The following is a 16,703-nucleotide window of genomic DNA, read 5'->3' on the forward strand; positions in this document are numbered from 1 at the left end:
AGAACGGGACGCCGACGGCGTCCCGTTCTTTTATGCCTTTGGCAGACAGGTGAGGAGCAGCCGGGCGTTTTGCAGATACCGCTCCACCATCCCTTTCAGTTCGCTCTGGGTCAGGCTGTCCTCACTGAGCTGGGCCAGACCGGCCTGGGGCGGAGCCAGGCGGGTGCGGATCTGGTTGGCCAGCTCGTCCAGCGGTGGGTACTCCGATGGGGAGAGAGCGCCGGTCTGGATGAGACACTCCACCTGCTCCAACTCAGAGAACATGTTCCACAAGGTCAGCTGCAAGGTGCGGTAGGACGCCCCCTCTTCCGGCGGAAGCTGGGCGATGTAGGCGGACACCTCGTGATACACCATGTGGAACTGGGACAGCAGCTCGCTGTACAGGGCGGGCTCCACCGGCTCCCGCAGGCTGCGCTGTACCACGCCCCAGTACACCGACTGGAGGTAGAACAGGGCGCGGAGGTTGCGGCGGAATTGCAGGTCCTTCCGGCTGGGCAGCAGGAAGCGGTTGACCACCAGCACCAGAGCCACAGCCATAGCCAGGTAGAGCAGACGCAGCTGGATGGCCTCGGTCTCCTCCACCGTCAGGGTGGCCATGGTGAGGGCGAAGGAGGTGGAGAAGATGGGGTGGACCCAGGTGCCCGGCGTGCAGCAGTACATCAGGGCGATCATCACCAGGGAAAAGACGAAGACCCCCGGCAGGCCGGGCAGATAGGGATACACCAGATGGACCAGCACGCAGCCGATGGCGGTGCCGATGGGCCGGGTGACCATCCGGTGGGTGCTCTCCTCATAGCTGGGCTGGAGCAGCAGGAAGGCGTGGAGGGGGAACCAGTAGGTGTGCTCAAACTCCCAGAGGAAGCTGACGGTACAGCTCACCGTCAGCACCACCGCCAGACGCAGGGCGAAGCGGAACTCGAAGCTGTCCGGCGACAGGCGCTGGCGGAAGCCGGTCCACCAGTCCCGCCAGGCGTGGGCGCGGAAGGAGGAACGGCGGCTGGGGGAGAGGGGTTCCCGGCATAGGAGCAGGAGCATATGCATCACGCTGCGGGCAAAGATGCGCAGCCGCCCCTGGGGCAGGATGCTATGATCCAGCAGGCCCTGGATTTCACCGGCCAGGGCTTCCAGATCGGCGTGGCTGCCCGCCTCGTGGAGGCGGCGGACCAGGCCGGACAGTTTGTCCATCACCTCCGGGAAGGCGGGGGTCTCCCTGGCCTCCTGCCAGGCGGCCTCGTCAGTCACCAGATAGGAAGCCCGCTGGAACAGCAGGGCGAACAGGTGGTAGTACCGCTTCTGCTTGTCCGGCAGGTGGAACAGATGCCGCCGGTCATAGCCCAGCCGGTGAAATTTTTGGGCGGTGTCGTATAGCTCCTTGCGGACGGCGGCGTCATTGCCGTCCCGGGCCAGCAGCTCCAGCAGCTGGGACAGCCGCACCAGGGAGGCGTCGATCTGGGAGACGGGGTCCGGCACCCGCCGGAAGATGCGGGCATACAGCGCCAGAGCCGGGATCAGCATGGCAAAGCAGAATACCGCGGCCAGGAACTGGGTGGGAAATTCCTCCGGAGTGGGGGGACGCAGTTCCAGGAACACAAAGGCCATGGCAAAGCCCAGATAGCCCTTGGGCGCGAACTGGCTGCTCTTCCAAAACACAAGAAATACCGGGACCGCCATATTGAGCACTATGCAGAGCACCACATTCCGGGTGGCAACGTAGGCCAGGAGGCAGAGCAGCAGAGACACAAAAAACATCCGCGCGTAGTCGATCCCTGTGTTGTACTGCTTGCGGCGGATCTGGAACAGGGTGGTGGAGCAGGATACCACCATCACACTGCGCTGGCCGAAGATGAGCGTGACCAGCACGAACTGGATCATATAGAAGAGTATGGTAGGCAGGGCTTCCTTCAAACGGCTGCGGAAAAGAGAAGGAAACCCCCGGAGCGTGGATAGGGCGGCCATCCGGATCCCTCCTGCCGCGGCCCGATCAGCCGCGATTTTACAGATACTTTACTTTTTATTATAGCGGAACAGCGCAGCAAAGTACAAGCGCCGCCAAAAATTTTCCTCCATTGAAAAACGGCGGGAGACATTATATAATGTCACTTACCATGGAACCTGAGACGGAGGAATGGCATATTGGAACCCCTTGACCGCTTGCCGGTGCCGCTGATCCGGTGGTACCGTGAAAACGCCCGGGTGCTGCCCTGGCGCAGCGACCCCACCCCCTACCACGTGTGGGTCAGCGAGATCATGCTACAGCAGACCAGGGTGGCGGCGGTGCTGGACTACTACCGCCGCTTTCTGGCGGAGCTGCCCACGGTGGCCGATCTGGCCCGGGTGGAGGAGGACAGGCTGCTCAAGCTGTGGCAGGGACTGGGCTATTACAACCGGGCCCGCAATCTGCAGAAGGCCGCCCGGCAGATCATGGAGGAGCACGGCGGCGTTTTTCCGGATACCTATGAGGAGATCCGCGCCCTCTGCGGCGTGGGGGATTATACCGCCGGCGCCATCGCCTCCATCGCCTTCGGCCTCCCGGTCCCGGCGGTGGACGGCAACGTGCTGCGGGTGGTGAGCCGGGTCACCGGGGATGAGCGGGATATCACCAGGCCCCAGACCAAGACCGCCGTGGGGGAGGCCCTGAAAAAGGTCATGCCCGCCGGGGCGCCCGGTGACTTCAACCAGGCGCTGATGGAGCTGGGCGCCACCGTCTGCCTGCCCAACGGGGCGCCTCTGTGTCCCCGGTGTCCCGCCAGGGAATTCTGCGCGGCCCACCTGACCGACCGCACCGGGGAGCTGCCCGTCAAGGCCGCCAAGAAGGAGCGGCGGGTGGAGGAGCGGACGGTATTTCTCATCTTTTATCAGAACAAGGTGGCTCTGCGGCGGCGGGGGAAGAAGGGGCTGCTGGCCGGGCTGTGGGAGTACCCCAATGAGCTGTCCCCCGCGCCCTGCCCGGTGGAGGCGGCATATCTGGAGAACGGCCCGTCTGGCAAGCACATCTTCACCCACATCGAGTGGCGGATGCGGTCGGTGATCGTGGGCGCCGCAGGAGAAAAACTGCCGGAGGGCTGGGTGTGGGCCGGCCGGGCGGAATTGGAACGGGAATACGCCGTGCCCAACGCGTTTCAGGCATTTCAGAACGCGGTGGAGGGGCGGTTAGGAGGAGAAGAAGGATGGCAAAGCTCTATTTTCGATATGGTGTGATGGGCTCCAGCAAGACGGCCAACGCCCTGATGGTGCGCTACAACTATGAGGAGCGGGGACAGGATGCCCTGCTGGTGAAGCCCGCCATCGACCAGCGGGACGGGGCCCGGTTTGTGGCCTCCCGGGCGGGCCTGAGCCATGACTGCATCTATTTTTCCGATCTGATGGAGATGACCCCCCGGGAGCTGAAGCCCTACGCCTGCATCATTGTGGACGAGGCCCAGTTCCTCAGCCGGGAGGAGGTGCGCTACCTCACCGACCTGGTGGACGACTGGAACATCCCGGTGATCTGCTACGGCCTGCGGGCCGACTTCAAGGGGGAGCTGTTCCCCGGCTCGGCGGAGCTGCTGGCCTCCGCCGACGTGATCGAAGAGGTCAAGACCATCTGCTGGTGCGGCAAGAAGGCCCTGTGCAACGCCCGCTTCGACGAGAACGGACACGTGCTGAAGGAGGGCGAGCAGGTGGTGCTGGGGGCCAACGACCGGTATATCGGCCTGTGCCGGAAGCACTGGAAAGAGGGCAATCTGGGGCCGAAGAAGTAAATATGCCGCAGACGGCGGGGGCTTGCCTCAGTAACGCTCCCGCCGCTGAGTATCAGGAAAGGAACAACGGGTATGATCTGTAATCTCTGCCCCCGGCAGTGCGGGGCGCTGCGGACTGAGACGGAGGGCCGCGGCCTGTGCCGGATGCCTGAGGTGCCGGTGGTGGCCCGGGCGGCCCTCCACAAATGGGAAGAGCCGCCTGTCTCCGGGACAAACGGCTCGGGTACGGTATTTTTCTCCGGCTGTTCCCTGGGGTGCGTGTTCTGCCAGAATGAGCAGATCAGCCACCGGGACTTTGGCAAGGCCATTTCGGTCTCCCGGCTGCGGGAGATCTTTTTTGCGCTCATTGACCAGGGAGCCCACAACATCAACCTGGTCAATCCCACCCACTATGCCCACGTGGTGCTCCAGGCGCTGAAGGACCCGCTGCCGGTGCCGGTGGTGTGGAACACCGGCGGCTACGAGCGGGTGGAGATCCTCCGGGCCATGGAGGGCAAGGTGCAGATCTACCTGCCCGACTGCAAGTACGTCACCCCGGAGTACGCAAAGCGGTACTCCGGGGCGGAGGACTACCCGGAAGTGGCCCGGGCCGCCATTCTGGAGATGGTGCGGCAGACCGGGCCCTGCGAATATGATGAAAACGGCCTGCTGAAGCGGGGGGTCATCGTCCGCCACCTGCTCCTCCCCGGCAGGCTGGCGGAGGCCAAGCGGGTGATGGACTGGGTCAGGGAGCAGTTTGAGCCGGGGACGGTGCTCTTCTCCCTCATGAGCCAGTACATCCCCTGGGGACGGGCGAGCGAATTCCCGGAGATCAACCGGCGGGTGCGCCCCTCGGAGGCCCGGGCGGCGGAGCAGTATATGGCCGACCTGGGGCTGGAGGGCTTTGCCCAGGGGGTGGAGGCCGCTCAGGCGGACTACATCCCGCCCTTCGACCTGACGGGGGTATAGTTCAGACCAGCAGGGCCGCCATGTCCTCCGGCAGCGGGCTCTCCCACTCCAGAGCCTCGCCGGTGACCGGCTGGGTCAGGTGGAGCCGGGCGGAGTGGAGGGCGGGCCGGGTGATGAGGCTCTTGTCCTCCGTGCCGTAGAGAAAATCACCGGTGAGGGGGCAGCCCAGATAGGCCATATGGACCCGGATCTGATGGGTGCGGCCGCTGTCCAGCTCCAGCTCCACCAGGCTGCGGCCGTTGACGGTGTGCAGCACCCGGTATCTGGTGCGGGCCCACTGGCCGGCCGGGTCCACCTGCCGGGCGATGAGGGAGCCGGGCACCTGCCCGATGGGGGCGTCCACCGTTCCCTCCGACGGCTGGGGTACCCCGTCGCACACCGCCAGGTAGATCCGGCGGAAGGCGGGGGTGTGGAGCTGCAATTTCAGCCGCTCCTGGGCGTGGGGGTGCTTGGCCACCACCATCAGCCCCGAGGTGCCCCGGTCCAGCCGGTGGACCAGGTGGATGTCCGCCGCAAGGCCGGACTGCCGGTAATACCAGGCGATGTGGTTGCACAGGGTGTCATCGTAGTGGCCCGGTCCCGGGTGGACGGACAGGCCGGGGGCCTTGCTGACCACCAGGATGTCCCCGTCCTCATAGACGATATCCAGAGGCCCGGGGGTGGGGATCATGTCCAGCCTGGGCTCCGGGTCGGACACCAGCACCGACAGCACCTGGCCCGCCGCCGCCCGCTGGCCGGTGATGGCCCGCACCCCATCCAGCAGGATGCCGTCCTCCACCCATTTGACCCGGCGGATCACCGTGCCCGACAGGTGGAGCTCCTGGCGGAGCAGAGTGTCGATTTTCTCCCCGGCCAGCTCCGGCGTGACGGTGAGCCTCAGGCGGCGGGGGGCCTGCGTCTCCATAGGCGCGCCCTCTTTCTCTTTTTTTCCAGTATAGCATGGCCCGTGCCGCTTTTCAAACGGCGGATTTTGTAGTATAATAACTCTTATACGATAGGGGCCGCTCTCGCGGCCCGCTCCAGCGAATCGAGGTGCTTCCATGGCGGAAAAACTGGGCGTATATGTCCACATCCCCTTCTGCCGCAGTAAGTGCGACTACTGCGACTTTTACTCCCTGGCCGGACGAGAGGACAGGATGGACGACTACCTGAAGGCGCTGATCGCCCATATGAAGGAGACCGGACCTCTGACCAGAGGCAATCAGGTGGACACGGTGTACTTCGGCGGCGGTACCCCCAGTTATTTTGGGGAAAAGCGGCTGAGAGAGCTGCTGCGCACCATCGCCAAGCGCTTCGATCTGGCCAAGGACGCCGAGATCACTGTGGAGTGCAACCCGGACAGTGTGAATCTCAAGATGCTCCAGACCCTGCGGAAGGCGGGAGCCAACCGGATCTCCCTGGGGGTCCAGTCCGCCCACCCCTGCGAACTGCGCAGCCTCCACCGGCCCCACGATTTTGAGCAGGTGAAGGAGGCGGTGAAGGCCGTCCGGGCGGCCAAATTCAAGAACCTGAGCCTGGACCTGATTTACGGCCTGCCCCAGCAGGACATGGCTGGCTGGCAGGACACGGTGGAGCAGGTGCTGGCCCTGGAGCCGGAGCACCTGAGCTGCTACGGCCTGAAGGTGGAGCCGGGCACCCCCCTGGACGACCGGGTGATCCGGGGGGAGAAGCTGCCCGATGACGACGCCCAGGCGGATATGTACCTGTGGATGGTGGACCGGCTGGCCAAGGCCGGATACAAGCAGTATGAGATTTCCAACTTCGCCAAGCCGGGCTTCCAGTCCCGGCATAACCTGAAGTACTGGATGGGCCGGCCCTATATCGGATTCGGGCCGGGGGCCCACTCCGACTTCGGCGGACGGCGGTACTCCTTTGTCCGGGATCTGGACAAGTATATCTCCGGTGTGCTGGGAGGCGGCGCGGTCATTGACGAGTCCGACCTGATCCCCCAGCGGGAGCGGGGCAGCGAGTACCTGATGCTCCGGCTGCGCACCACCCGGGGCATTGAGGAGTGGGAGTACCGGCGGGAGTTCTTTATGAACTTCGACCCCATCGAGCAGAAGCTGGAGGAGTACGAGCGCCAGGGCTGGACGGAGCGCCACGACCGGCGCTGGAACCTGACCCCCAAGGGTTTTCTGGTGTCCAACCAGCTCATTGGGGAGCTGCTGGCCATCCAGGAGGAAGCCACCCTGGAAAAGACCCTGCCCCGGCTCAAGCAGGGCAGGCCGGGGTCGGAACAGGAGCGCTGACCCGTTTTGCGCGCAGACGAAAAGGTTTTGTCGATTTCTCGGGATATAGCCCCCGCTTGTTTACAAGCGGGGGCTTTTGTGTTAACATAATGCGCAGATTGGACCTTTCTGCATACGACTTAGGAGGAACGCGATGAAGAAAATAGTTCGGCGGGGCACGGCCTTGGGGTTGGCCCTGGTGATGACGGTAACGGCGGCAGCTGCCTCCAACGCCCTGGGCTGGGACGTACATAAGAGCAGCGTGCCCATCTCCCAGGGAACCACCATGGGAAAGAATATTTTTTGGAGCGACACCTATTCCGACCTGCGTACTGAGTACTACGTCAGCTATGCACCCAATGAGAATGTGGTGCCCACGGTGGCCTACGGGAACAAGATCCTCTCCAAGGCCACCCTGTCCGGCATGGCCCAGACCCTGGAGAGCCAGGGCAAGCGGGTGGTGTCCGGCCTGAACGGCGACTGGTATGTGGTGGCCACCGGCGCCACCACCGGCCTGGTGGTCACCAACGGCGCGGTGCGGGCCACGCCCTACTACACCACCTCCTGGGCTATCGGTTTCCAGACCGACGGCAGCGCCTTTATTGCCCAGACCGGCCTGACCACCCAGGTGACCTTCGGCGGGAAGAGCTATCCCCTGACCGGCGCCATCAATAAGGTGCGGCAGGTCAATAAGAACGGCGTGGGCGGGCTGACCCTGCTCACCTCCGACTTTGCCTCCACCACCCAGAACACCCAGGCCGGTGTGGACGTGGTGCTCACCCCTGTGGATGACGGCACCGGAACCTCCGCCCTGGAGCCCACCATCGGCAAGACGGTGACCTACACCGTGGACCAGGTGCTGGAATCCACCGGGCCCATCGCCATTCCTGAGGGGAAGGCGGTGCTCACCATGAACGCCTCGGATGACGCCAATACTCTGGCCGCCCTCCGGGCTCTGAAGGCGGGAGACACAGTCACCCTCTCCATCACCGCCGCCGATGAGCGGTGGAACACCGCCACCGAGGCCCTGGGCGGTGTGTACAAGATCGTCACCAACGGTCAGGTGGCCTCCGGCCTGGACGCCTCCCGCACCGCCTGCTCCGCCATCGGCATCAAGGCTGACGGCACTCTGGTGTTCTACGCCATGGACGGCAGCCAGCCCGGCTACAGCGTGGGGGCCAACCTCACCCAGGTGGCCAAGCGTCTGGTGGAGCTGGGGTGTGTGGACGCCATCAGCATGGACGGCGGCGGCTCCACCACCATCGGCGTCACCTATCCGGACAAGAACGGCATGCAGGTGGTGAACAAGCCCTCCGACGGCACCCAGCGGTCCAACAGCACCGCCATCTTCCTCACCACCACTCTCCAGCCCACCGGCCAGCTGGCGGGCTACTATGTGACACCCAGCGACCAGATGCTCCTCTCCGGCGCCCAGGTCCAGCTGTCTGCCGCCGGACTGGATACCTCCTATTACACCACCACAGGCAATCCGGTGAGCTGGTCGGTGACCAGCGGCGGCGGCACCGTCAGTGAAAGCGGACTGTACACCGCCGGAACGGAGAGCGGCTTCTCCCAGGTCACCGCCAGCGACGGCACCTATTCCGGCACCGCCTACCTGACCACCGTCAAGACCCCGGACTCCATCAGCATCACCAACGAATCCACCGGCGCGTCCGTGAAGTCCCTCAACCTGAACCCCGGCGGACAGGTGAACCTGAAGGCCAGCGCGGTCTACCGCAAGCTGTCCCTGACGGCCCAGGACACCTGCTTTACCTGGACGGTCCAGGGGGATGTGGGCACCGTTGATCAGAACGGCCTGTTTACCGCCAGCGCCAAGAGCGGCAGCGGCAGCATCGTGGTCTCCGCCGGCGGAAAGTCGGTGACCATCCCGGTGAGCGTGGCGGGACACATCAAGACCCTGGAGAGCTTTGAGGGGAGCCTGAGCGGCTTTGCCTCCACCGCCACCGCCTCCGCCCAGGCGGAGACCGGGCTGGACCACGTCCACAACGGGAAGCAGAGCCTGAAGCTCACCTATCAGGCGGGAGCCACCGGCGCAGCCTCTCTGACCACCAACCTGACCATCCCCTCCGGCGAGAGCTGGATCGGTATGTGGGTGTACGGCGACGGATCGGGCAACACCCTGATGGCCACTGCCGACGGCCAGAACGCCGGGCAGTTCCTGCTCACCGCTCTGGACTTCACCGGCTGGAAGTATGTGATGGTCCAGCTGCCCGACGGCGTCAGCTCCATCACCGAGCTGTCAGTGGTCTACGGCGGAGGTGAGGACAAGCAGAACGGCACCGTCTGGCTGGACCAGATGGTGACCGCCAATGAGAAGGTAGCGGATACCGCCGCCCCCACCGTCACCGTCAAGCGCAGCGGCACCCAGCTCACCGCCACGGTGAAGGACGACGTGGATCAGACCATTGCCCAGGGCAATGTGTCCGTGACCTATGACGGTACGGCCGTCCAGTTCACCTGGAACGAGAGTGCCGGCACCCTGACCGCGACCCTGCCCGCCGCCGACAACAGCTACCACCGGGCCACCGTCACGGTGAGCGACGCCAGCGGCAACCTGGCCCGGGCCTCCGCCGACATGACTCCGTCCACCCAGCGGACCTCCCCCTTCGGGGACATGACCGGCCACTGGGCCGAGCCCTACGCCACCTTCCTCTACGACCAGGGGATCTCTCAGGGCACCGGCGGCGACGTGCCCCAGTACCAGCCCAACCGGAACATCACCCGGGCGGAATTCTTTGCCATGGTGGCCCACTGGATGGACCTGGACCTGACCCAGTACAGCGGGGTGGAGCTGCCCTTTGCCGACAAGGACAAGATCCCCAGCTGGGCCCTCAATGAGATCAAGGCCATGTACAGCCTGGGCCTGCTCCAGGGCGCGGAGAGCGCCGGCGGCCTGATGTCCAACCCCACCGCCACCATCACCCGGGCGGAGGCCATCACCCTGCTGGGCCGCACCCAGGCCAAGGGCTACGCCCAGGCGGACCTGAGTGCCTTTACCGACGCCGCCCAGGTACCCGGCTGGGCTGCGGAATACACCAAGGTCCTGGTGGGCCAGGGCGTGGTGGCCGGCAGTAACGGCCAGATCCGTCCCACCGGTTTGCTGACCCGGGGCGAAGTGGCCAAGCTGCTCTACGCCATGCTGTGAGACCAAATAACATAGAAAGAGGAGATTTTTATGCTGGCTCTCTGCTATCCCAAGTGCAGTACCTGTAAAAAAGCCCTGGCCTGGCTGGAGGACAAAGGTATCCAGGTCCAGGTGCGGAACATCAAGGAGGAGCGGCCCACCGCGGAGGAGCTGCGGCAGTGGCATCAGCTCAGCGGCCTGCCCCTGAAGCGGTTCTTCAATACCAGCGGCCTGCAGTACAAGGCCCTGGGCCTGAAGGACAAGCTGCCCGGCATGAGCGAGGAGGAGCAGATCGCCCTGCTGGCCACCGACGGCATGCTGGTCAAGCGGCCCCTCCTGGTGGGGGACGATTTCGTCCTGACGGGCTTCCGCGAGGCGGAGTGGGCGGAAAAACTGGGGTAAGCGCCATGCTCTATCTGGAAAGCACCAGCACCGACCCCTACTACAACCTGGCCCTGGAGCAGGTGGTCTTTGACGGCCCGGGCCAGCAGGAGACCTGCTGCATGCTCTGGCAGAACGACAACACCATCGTGGTGGGCAAGCACCAGAACACCCTCCAGGAGGTCAACATGGCCTACGTGGAGGAGCATCAGATCCGGGTGGCCCGGCGGCTGTCCGGCGGCGGCGCGGTGTACCACGACCTGGGCAATGTGAACTTTACCTTCATCGCCCCCCATGAGGGGGCGGGGATGGACTTTTCCGCCTTCTGCCGGCCGGTGGCGGCGGCCCTGGCCGGCCTGGGGGTGACCGCTGAGATCAGCGGCCGCAACGACATGACCATAGACGGCAAGAAATTTTCGGGCAATTCCCAGTATGTGAAGCACGGCCGGGTGATGCACCACGGCACCATCCTCTACGACTCCGATCTGAGCGTGGTGGGCCGGGCCCTGCGGGTGCCGGAGGACAAGATCACCTCCAAGGGCCTCCAGTCGGTGCGCAGCCGGGTCACCAATGTGCGGCCCTATGTGAAGGAGGACCTGCCCACGCCGGAGTTTCTGGCCCGGCTGCGGCAGGCCCTGTGGGAGATGTATCCCATGGAGCGGCTGGAGCTGACTGAGGAGCAGAAGGCGGAGACGGAGCGCCTGCGGGCAACCCTTTACAGCACCTGGGACTGGAACTTCGGCGCTTCGCCCCCCTGCCAGATCATCAAGAAACGGCGGATCGAGGGCTGCGGGCAGCTGGAGGTCCACATGGATGTGGAGCGGGGGGCTATCAGGACCCTGCACTTTTACGGCGACTACTTCAGCATGGAGGAGCCGGAGAAGCTGGCGGAACAGCTGTTGGGCTGTCCGCTGGAGGAGGAGGCCCTGCGCCGCCGGCTGGCGGATACGGCGCTGGAGCGCTGCTTCCGGGGCATGGACGTGGAGAGCTTCTGCCGGCTGCTGCTCCAGTAAAAAAATTCCGATCAGGGAGGACGGGGCGCAGGCTCTGCGCCCCGTCCTCATCTGTATAAAACGCATAAAAAACGGAAAGGCTGAGGGTAGAAAAAGCGGAGAAAGAATTAGGTTTGATTTTACAAAGATCTGTGTTATAATGTACGCGTATAGGAGCGCACTGAACTTTCGTGTGCCGATCCGTTATGTGTTTACCGGGCCGCCTGCTGGCCGGCCCTTGGATACCCCGGAAGGTCGGAATCCCTTCCGGCGGAAGGAATAGAGGGTTGTTGCTTTGACAAAGTATGTGATTCACGGCGGTAAACCGCTGTACGGTGAGATCGACATCAGCGGCGCGAAAAACGCCGCTGTCGCTATCATTCCCGCCGCCCTGCTGGTGGACGGTAGCTGCCGCATTGAAAATATTCCCCAGATCAGCGATGTGACGCTGATCCTCAACATCCTCCAGGAGCTGGGCGCCGATGTGCGCACCGTCAACCGCACCACGGTGGACGTGGATTGCTCCCACATCCGCAATGCCCGGGTGCCGGAGGAGCTGGCCCGCAAGATCCGGGCCTCTTATTATCTGATTGGCGCACTGCTGGGCCGGTTCGGCTCTGCTGAGGTGCCCCCTCCGGGCGGCTGCGATTTCGGCGGTCGTCCCATCGACCAGCACATCAAGGGCTTTGTGGCTATGGGGGCCGAGGTGGACGTCCGGGGCGGCTTTATCCATGCCCGGGCGGAAAAGGGCCGGATGCAGGGCACCCACATCTATCTGGATATCGTGTCTGTTGGCGCCACTATGAACATCATGCTGGCCGCCGTGCTGGCCGACGGCCTGACCGTCATTGAGAACGCCGCCAAGGAGCCCCATATCGTGGATCTGGCCAACTTCCTCAACTCCATGGGGGCCGATATCATGGGCGCCGGCACCGACGTCATCAAGATCCGGGGCGTGGACCGCCTGACCGGCGGCACCTACTCCATCATCCCCGACCAGATCGAGGCAGGCACCTACATGGCCGCCGTGGCCGCCGCCGGGGGAGAGGTCCTGATCAAGAACGTGATCCCCAAGCATCTGGAGTGCATCACCGCCAAGCTGCTGGAGATGGGCGTGGAGGTGGAGGAGCGGGACGACGCCGTTCTGGTGCGCCGCACCGGCAAGCTGACCCGCACCAACGTCAAGACCCTGCCCTATCCCGGCTTCCCCACGGACATGCAGCCCCAGATTGCCGCCGTGCTCTGCCTGGCGGAGGGCACCAGCGTGCTCACCGAGGGCGTGTGGGACAACCGCTACCGCTATGTGGATGAGTTCCGGCGGATGGGCGCCCAGATCCAGGTGGACGGCAAGATCGCCGTCATTGAGGGCGTGGACCACCTGACCGGTGCCCGCATCCAGGCCTGCGACCTGCGGGCCGGGGCCGCCATGGTCATCGCCGGGCTGGCCGCCCGCGGCACCACCGAGATCGGCTGCATCCACCACATCGAGCGGGGCTATGAGGATATCGTCCGCAAGCTCTCCGGCGTGGGGGCGGACATCCGGGTGGTAGTCACCCCCGATGAGGACAAACAGGCCCAGGTGGGCTGATTCATCTGAATGACATGCTTCAGGCGGGGGCCTTTCCCCCGCCTGTTTTGCGTAAAAAGGAGCGATCTTGTGCTGGAACTATGTACCCTGGCCAGCGGCTCCAGCGGCAACTGCCTGCTGGTGAGCGACGGGGCCACCCATATCCTGGTGGATGCGGGCATCTCCTGCCGGCGGATCACCAATTCTCTGAAAGCCCTGGGGGTAGACCCCAAAGAGCTGGCCGGCGTGCTGGTGACCCATGAGCACACCGACCACATCGCCGGTCTGGCCACCATGACCAAGCAGCTGGCGGTGCCGGTGTACGCCAGCCGGGGCACCGCCCGGCAGCTGAGCTACCGGATCCCCTTCCTGGAGGACCTGCTTCACACCTTTACGCCGGGGGACAGCTTTTCCCTGGGAGGCATCGACGTGGAGACCTTTCCCACCTCCCACGATGCCGCCGAGAGCAACGGCTACGCCCTCAGCGCCGGCGGCAGGAAGGCGGCGGTGGTCACCGACCTGGGCCAGGTGACCCCGGCGGTGTCCGACGGCATCCGGGGTGCGGAGCTGCTGGTGGCCGAGGCCAACCACGATGTGGAGTGGCTCCAGTCCGGGCCCTACCCCTACTTTTTGAAGAGCCGCATTCTGGGGGACCACGGCCACCTGTCCAACGAGGATGGAGCCGAGCTGGTGTGGCAGGCGGTGGAGGGGGGCGCCCGCACCGTGGTGTTGGCCCACCTTTCCCGGGAAAACAACACCCCCCAGCGGGCCTATGACGTGGTGCGCTCCACCCTGGAGGGGCGGGGCGCTCAGATCGGCCGGGACGTGACCCTGGCGGTGGCGCCCCGGGCGGAGATCGGGGAGCGGTATTACATATGAAGGGGATCGGCGTACATATCATCTGCGTGGGCAAGCTGAAGGAGAAGTTCTACACCGACGCCGCGGCGGAGTACGTCAAGCGGCTGGGCGCCTACTGCAAGCTCCAGCTCACCGAACTGCCCGAGGAGCGGCTGCCCCAGAACCCCTCCCAGGCCCAGATCGATGCCGCCCTGGAGAAGGAGGCCCAGGCCGTCCGGGGTAAGATCCCCAAAGGGGCGGCGGTCATCGCCCTGTGTGTGGAGGGGACCCTCCTCTCCAGCGAGAAGCTGGCGGCCAGGCTGGAGCAGTGGTCGGCAGGGGGTACCGGCAGCCTGGTCTTTCTCATCGGCTCCTCCTATGGCATGCACCCCTCCCTCAAGGCCCAGGCCAAGCTGAAGCTGTCCATGTCCCCCATGACCTTCCCCCACCACCTGGCCAGGGTCATGCTGCTGGAGCAGATCTACCGCTGCTTCAAGATCCAGGAGGGCTCCGGGTACCACAAGTAAAAACAGGGAAAATTTCACAGTTGCCTGCGAAATGCCGGAAGACAGGGTGGATATGCGGGAGGCTTTGTGCTATAATAACCAAAGCAGCAATGCGCTGATCTGTGAAATTGAGGTATTGGAGGTAATTCCCATGTCCTATCGTGACGTATATGAAAAATGGCTCAACAGTCCCGCCCTCAGCGAGGCGGAAAAGGACGAGCTCCGCTCCATCTCCGGCGACGAGAAGGAGATCGAGAGCCGCTTCTTCGCCCCCCTGGAGTTCGGTACCGCCGGTCTGCGGGGCACCATGTGTGTGGGCCTGCACCAGATGAATATTCATGTGATCCGGCACGCCACCCAGGCCTTTGCCGAGGTCATCAAGGCCGAGGGGCCAGAAGCCATGGAGCGGGGCGTGGCGGTGTGCTTTGACTGCCGCAACAACTCCGACGCCTTCGCTAAGGAGACCGCCTGCGTCATGGCGGGCAACGGCATCAAGGTGCGCCTGTTTGAATCCCTGCGCCCCACCCCCGAGGTGTCCTTCGCCGTGCGGGAGTACCACTGCATCGCCGGCGTCAATGTCACCGCCAGCCACAATCCCAAGGAGTACAACGGCTATAAGGTCTACTGGCAGGACGGCGCGCAGCTGCCCCCCCACCACGCCTCCGCCATCGCCAAGAAGATGGAGGAGCTGGACATGTTCGACTCCATCCAGCGGATGGACTATGACGAGGCTCTGAAGAGCGGCATGATCACCCTGATGGGGGCGGAGACCGACGAGAAGTTCCTGGCCAACGTGATGGGCCAGGTCAATGACGAGGCCGCCGTGGAGAAGGTGGCCGACACCTTCAAGATGGTGTACACCCCCTTCCACGGCACCGGCTACAAGCTGATCCCCGAGGCCCTCAGGCGTCTGGGCATGAAGCACGTGATCTGCGTGCCCGAGCAGATGGTGGTGGACGGCAACTTCCCCACTGTGGTCTCTCCCAACCCGGAGAACCCCGAGGGCTTCTATCTGGCGGTGGACCTGGCCAAGAAGGAGGGAGCCGACTTCATCCTGGGCTCCGACCCCGACGCCGACCGTGTGGGCATCATGGTGCGCAACGATCAGGGCGAGTACATCACCATTTCGGGCAACCAGACCGGCGTGCTGCTGCTGGACTACCTGATCGGCGCCAAGAACCGCACCGGCAAGATGCCCGCCAATCCCGTGGCCCTCAAGACCATCGTCACCACCGAGATGGCCCGTAAGGTGGCCGAGACCAACGGCCTGAAGTGCTATGATACCTTCACCGGCTTCAAGTTCCTGGCGGAGAAGAAGGACAAGCTGGAGAACGCCGGGGAGGGCAAGGTGATCTTCGCCTACGAGGAGAGCTACGGCTATATGCTGGGCGACTATGTCCGGGACAAGGACGCCGTCACTGCCTCCCTGGCCCTCACCGAGATGGCGGCTTGGTACGCCGGACAGGGCATGACCCTGTACGACGCCCTCCAGAAGTGCTATGAGAAGTACGGCTTCTACGGCGAGAAGACCCTGAACCTGGTGATGCCCGGCCTGGACGGCCTGAAGAAGATGGCGGACCTGATGGCCAATCTGCGGTCCAAGCCCCCGGTGGAGATCGCCGGCGTGGGCGTGCTTCAGCAGAAGGATTATCAGGACGGCTCTGTGGTCACCGTGGCGGACGGCAGCAAGGGCACCATGGAGCTCTCCGGCTCCAACGTGCTGCGCTACGAGATGGCCGACGGCACCAGCCTCATCGTCCGGCCCTCCGGCACCGAGCCCAAGGTCAAGGTCTACATCCTGGCCAACGGCGCCTCCAAGTCCGAGTGCGACGAGAAGGTGGCCAAGTATGCCGCCTGGGCGGAGAGCCTGAAAAAGTAACGGATCAAACGAGAAAAAGGAAAGAAAGCCCCCGCCGCATCACAGAATTGAACAGGTCCAGTAAAAACGGACAGTGACAAAAGACCCCCTGATGTAGGAAAATAGACTACATCAGGGGGTCTTGTCATGGGAAAACGAAATTACACACACGTTCAAGTACTTCTGCCTGAAATCAAGGCAATGATAGCAGAGGGGAAAACCCAGCGGGAAGTTGCAGAATACTACGGCTTTCAGGATAAACAGGTGGTAAAAAGGCTGCTTAAGCGTGAGCGAAGAAAAGAACGCAAGTTGGAAGCCGGCATTCTCCCGCGGCCCAAAGGACGGCCGAGGAAAGGCGTCGCACCAAGAGACATTGTGTCAGAGCAGGCCTATGAAATCCAGCGGCTTCGTATGGAGAATAAGCTGCTGCAGGATTTTCTGTGCTTCACAGGAAGGAAGTGAGGGCAAGGGTAAAATACCATGTCATATATCGTCACAGAA

14 protein-coding genes are annotated in these 16,703 nt (G+C 63.9%); 12 read left to right on the forward strand and 2 right to left on the reverse strand.

Annotated elements, in window-relative coordinates; translation table 11 throughout:
* Positions 1-30 precede the first annotated feature (30 nt).
* A complete protein-coding gene (locus E0E41_RS16510) occupies positions 31-1,956 on the reverse strand; it encodes an FUSC family protein (protein WP_242623857.1) in 1,926 nt (641 codons plus the stop codon).
* Positions 1,957-2,133: 177 nt separating this feature from the next.
* On the opposite strand from E0E41_RS16510, the gene mutY reads away from it, so the two are divergent.
* From mutY to E0E41_RS16525, 3 genes are all read left to right on the forward strand, one after another.
* Positions 2,134-3,198 (forward strand): A/G-specific adenine glycosylase, encoded by a 1,065-nt coding sequence (gene mutY, locus E0E41_RS16515; protein WP_130870993.1) that lies wholly within the window; start codon positions 2,134-2,136, stop codon positions 3,196-3,198.
* Positions 3,168-3,740, forward strand: coding sequence for a thymidine kinase (locus tag E0E41_RS16520; RefSeq protein WP_130870994.1), 573 nt, complete (start codon positions 3,168-3,170; stop codon positions 3,738-3,740). Before mutY ends, E0E41_RS16520 begins: the two co-directional genes overlap by 31 nt.
* 72 nt (positions 3,741-3,812) lie before the next feature.
* Positions 3,813-4,688: a radical SAM protein gene (locus tag E0E41_RS16525; protein WP_130870995.1), complete on the forward strand. Its 876-nt coding sequence runs from the start codon at positions 3,813-3,815 to the stop codon at positions 4,686-4,688.
* A 1-nt stretch (position 4,689) separates the two neighbouring features.
* Here the strand turns inward: E0E41_RS16525 and E0E41_RS16530 are convergent, their stop codons facing one another.
* Positions 4,690-5,592, reverse strand: coding sequence for an RluA family pseudouridine synthase (locus tag E0E41_RS16530; RefSeq protein WP_130870996.1), 903 nt, complete (start codon positions 5,590-5,592; stop codon positions 4,690-4,692).
* A gap of 136 nt (positions 5,593-5,728) precedes the next feature.
* Between E0E41_RS16530 and hemW the strand changes: the two genes are divergently transcribed.
* The 9 genes from hemW to E0E41_RS16575 all read left to right on the forward strand — a co-directional run bounded on the left by hemW (position 5,729) and on the right by E0E41_RS16575 (position 16,664).
* On the forward strand, positions 5,729-6,937 hold the full coding sequence (gene hemW / locus E0E41_RS16535; RefSeq protein WP_130870997.1) for a radical SAM family heme chaperone HemW: 1,209 nt from the start codon (positions 5,729-5,731) through the stop codon (positions 6,935-6,937).
* A gap of 133 nt (positions 6,938-7,070) precedes the next feature.
* Positions 7,071-10,082, forward strand: coding sequence for a phosphodiester glycosidase family protein (locus tag E0E41_RS16540; protein WP_130870998.1), 3,012 nt, complete (start codon positions 7,071-7,073; stop codon positions 10,080-10,082).
* A gap of 30 nt (positions 10,083-10,112) precedes the next feature.
* Entirely contained in the window at positions 10,113-10,463 is a 351-nt protein-coding gene (locus E0E41_RS16545; RefSeq protein WP_130870999.1) for an arsenate reductase family protein, read from the forward strand.
* Positions 10,464-10,468: 5 nt separating this feature from the next.
* Positions 10,469-11,455 carry a lipoate--protein ligase gene (locus E0E41_RS16550; RefSeq protein ID WP_130871000.1) on the forward strand — a complete coding sequence of 329 codons (987 nt, stop codon included), beginning with the start codon at positions 10,469-10,471 and terminating at the stop codon, positions 11,453-11,455.
* 274 nt (positions 11,456-11,729) lie between these two features.
* Positions 11,730-13,022: a UDP-N-acetylglucosamine 1-carboxyvinyltransferase gene (locus E0E41_RS16555; protein WP_130871001.1), complete on the forward strand. Its 1,293-nt coding sequence runs from the start codon at positions 11,730-11,732 to the stop codon at positions 13,020-13,022.
* Between the two features lie 69 nt (positions 13,023-13,091).
* Positions 13,092-13,880 (forward strand): MBL fold metallo-hydrolase, encoded by a 789-nt coding sequence (locus E0E41_RS16560; RefSeq protein WP_130871002.1) that lies wholly within the window; start codon positions 13,092-13,094, stop codon positions 13,878-13,880.
* The gene (rlmH, locus tag E0E41_RS16565) at positions 13,877-14,365 is read left to right on the forward strand and encodes a 23S rRNA (pseudouridine(1915)-N(3))-methyltransferase RlmH (RefSeq protein WP_130871003.1); all 489 of its coding nucleotides are present in this window, start codon (positions 13,877-13,879) and stop codon (positions 14,363-14,365) included. Before E0E41_RS16560 ends, rlmH begins: the two co-directional genes overlap by 4 nt.
* Before the next feature lie 130 nt (positions 14,366-14,495).
* The gene (locus E0E41_RS16570; protein ID WP_130871004.1) at positions 14,496-16,223 is read left to right on the forward strand and encodes a phospho-sugar mutase; all 1,728 of its coding nucleotides are present in this window, start codon (positions 14,496-14,498) and stop codon (positions 16,221-16,223) included.
* A 126-nt stretch (positions 16,224-16,349) separates the two neighbouring features.
* The gene (locus tag E0E41_RS16575) at positions 16,350-16,664 is read left to right on the forward strand and encodes an imidazolonepropionase (RefSeq protein WP_130871005.1); all 315 of its coding nucleotides are present in this window, start codon (positions 16,350-16,352) and stop codon (positions 16,662-16,664) included.
* The last annotated feature ends 39 nt before the right edge of the window (positions 16,665-16,703 follow it).

The sequence above is a fragment of the Intestinimonas massiliensis (ex Afouda et al. 2020) genome (assembly GCF_900626285.1).
In the GTDB taxonomy this organism is placed as follows: Bacteria; Bacillota; Clostridia; order Oscillospirales; family Oscillospiraceae; genus Flavonifractor; species Flavonifractor massiliensis_A.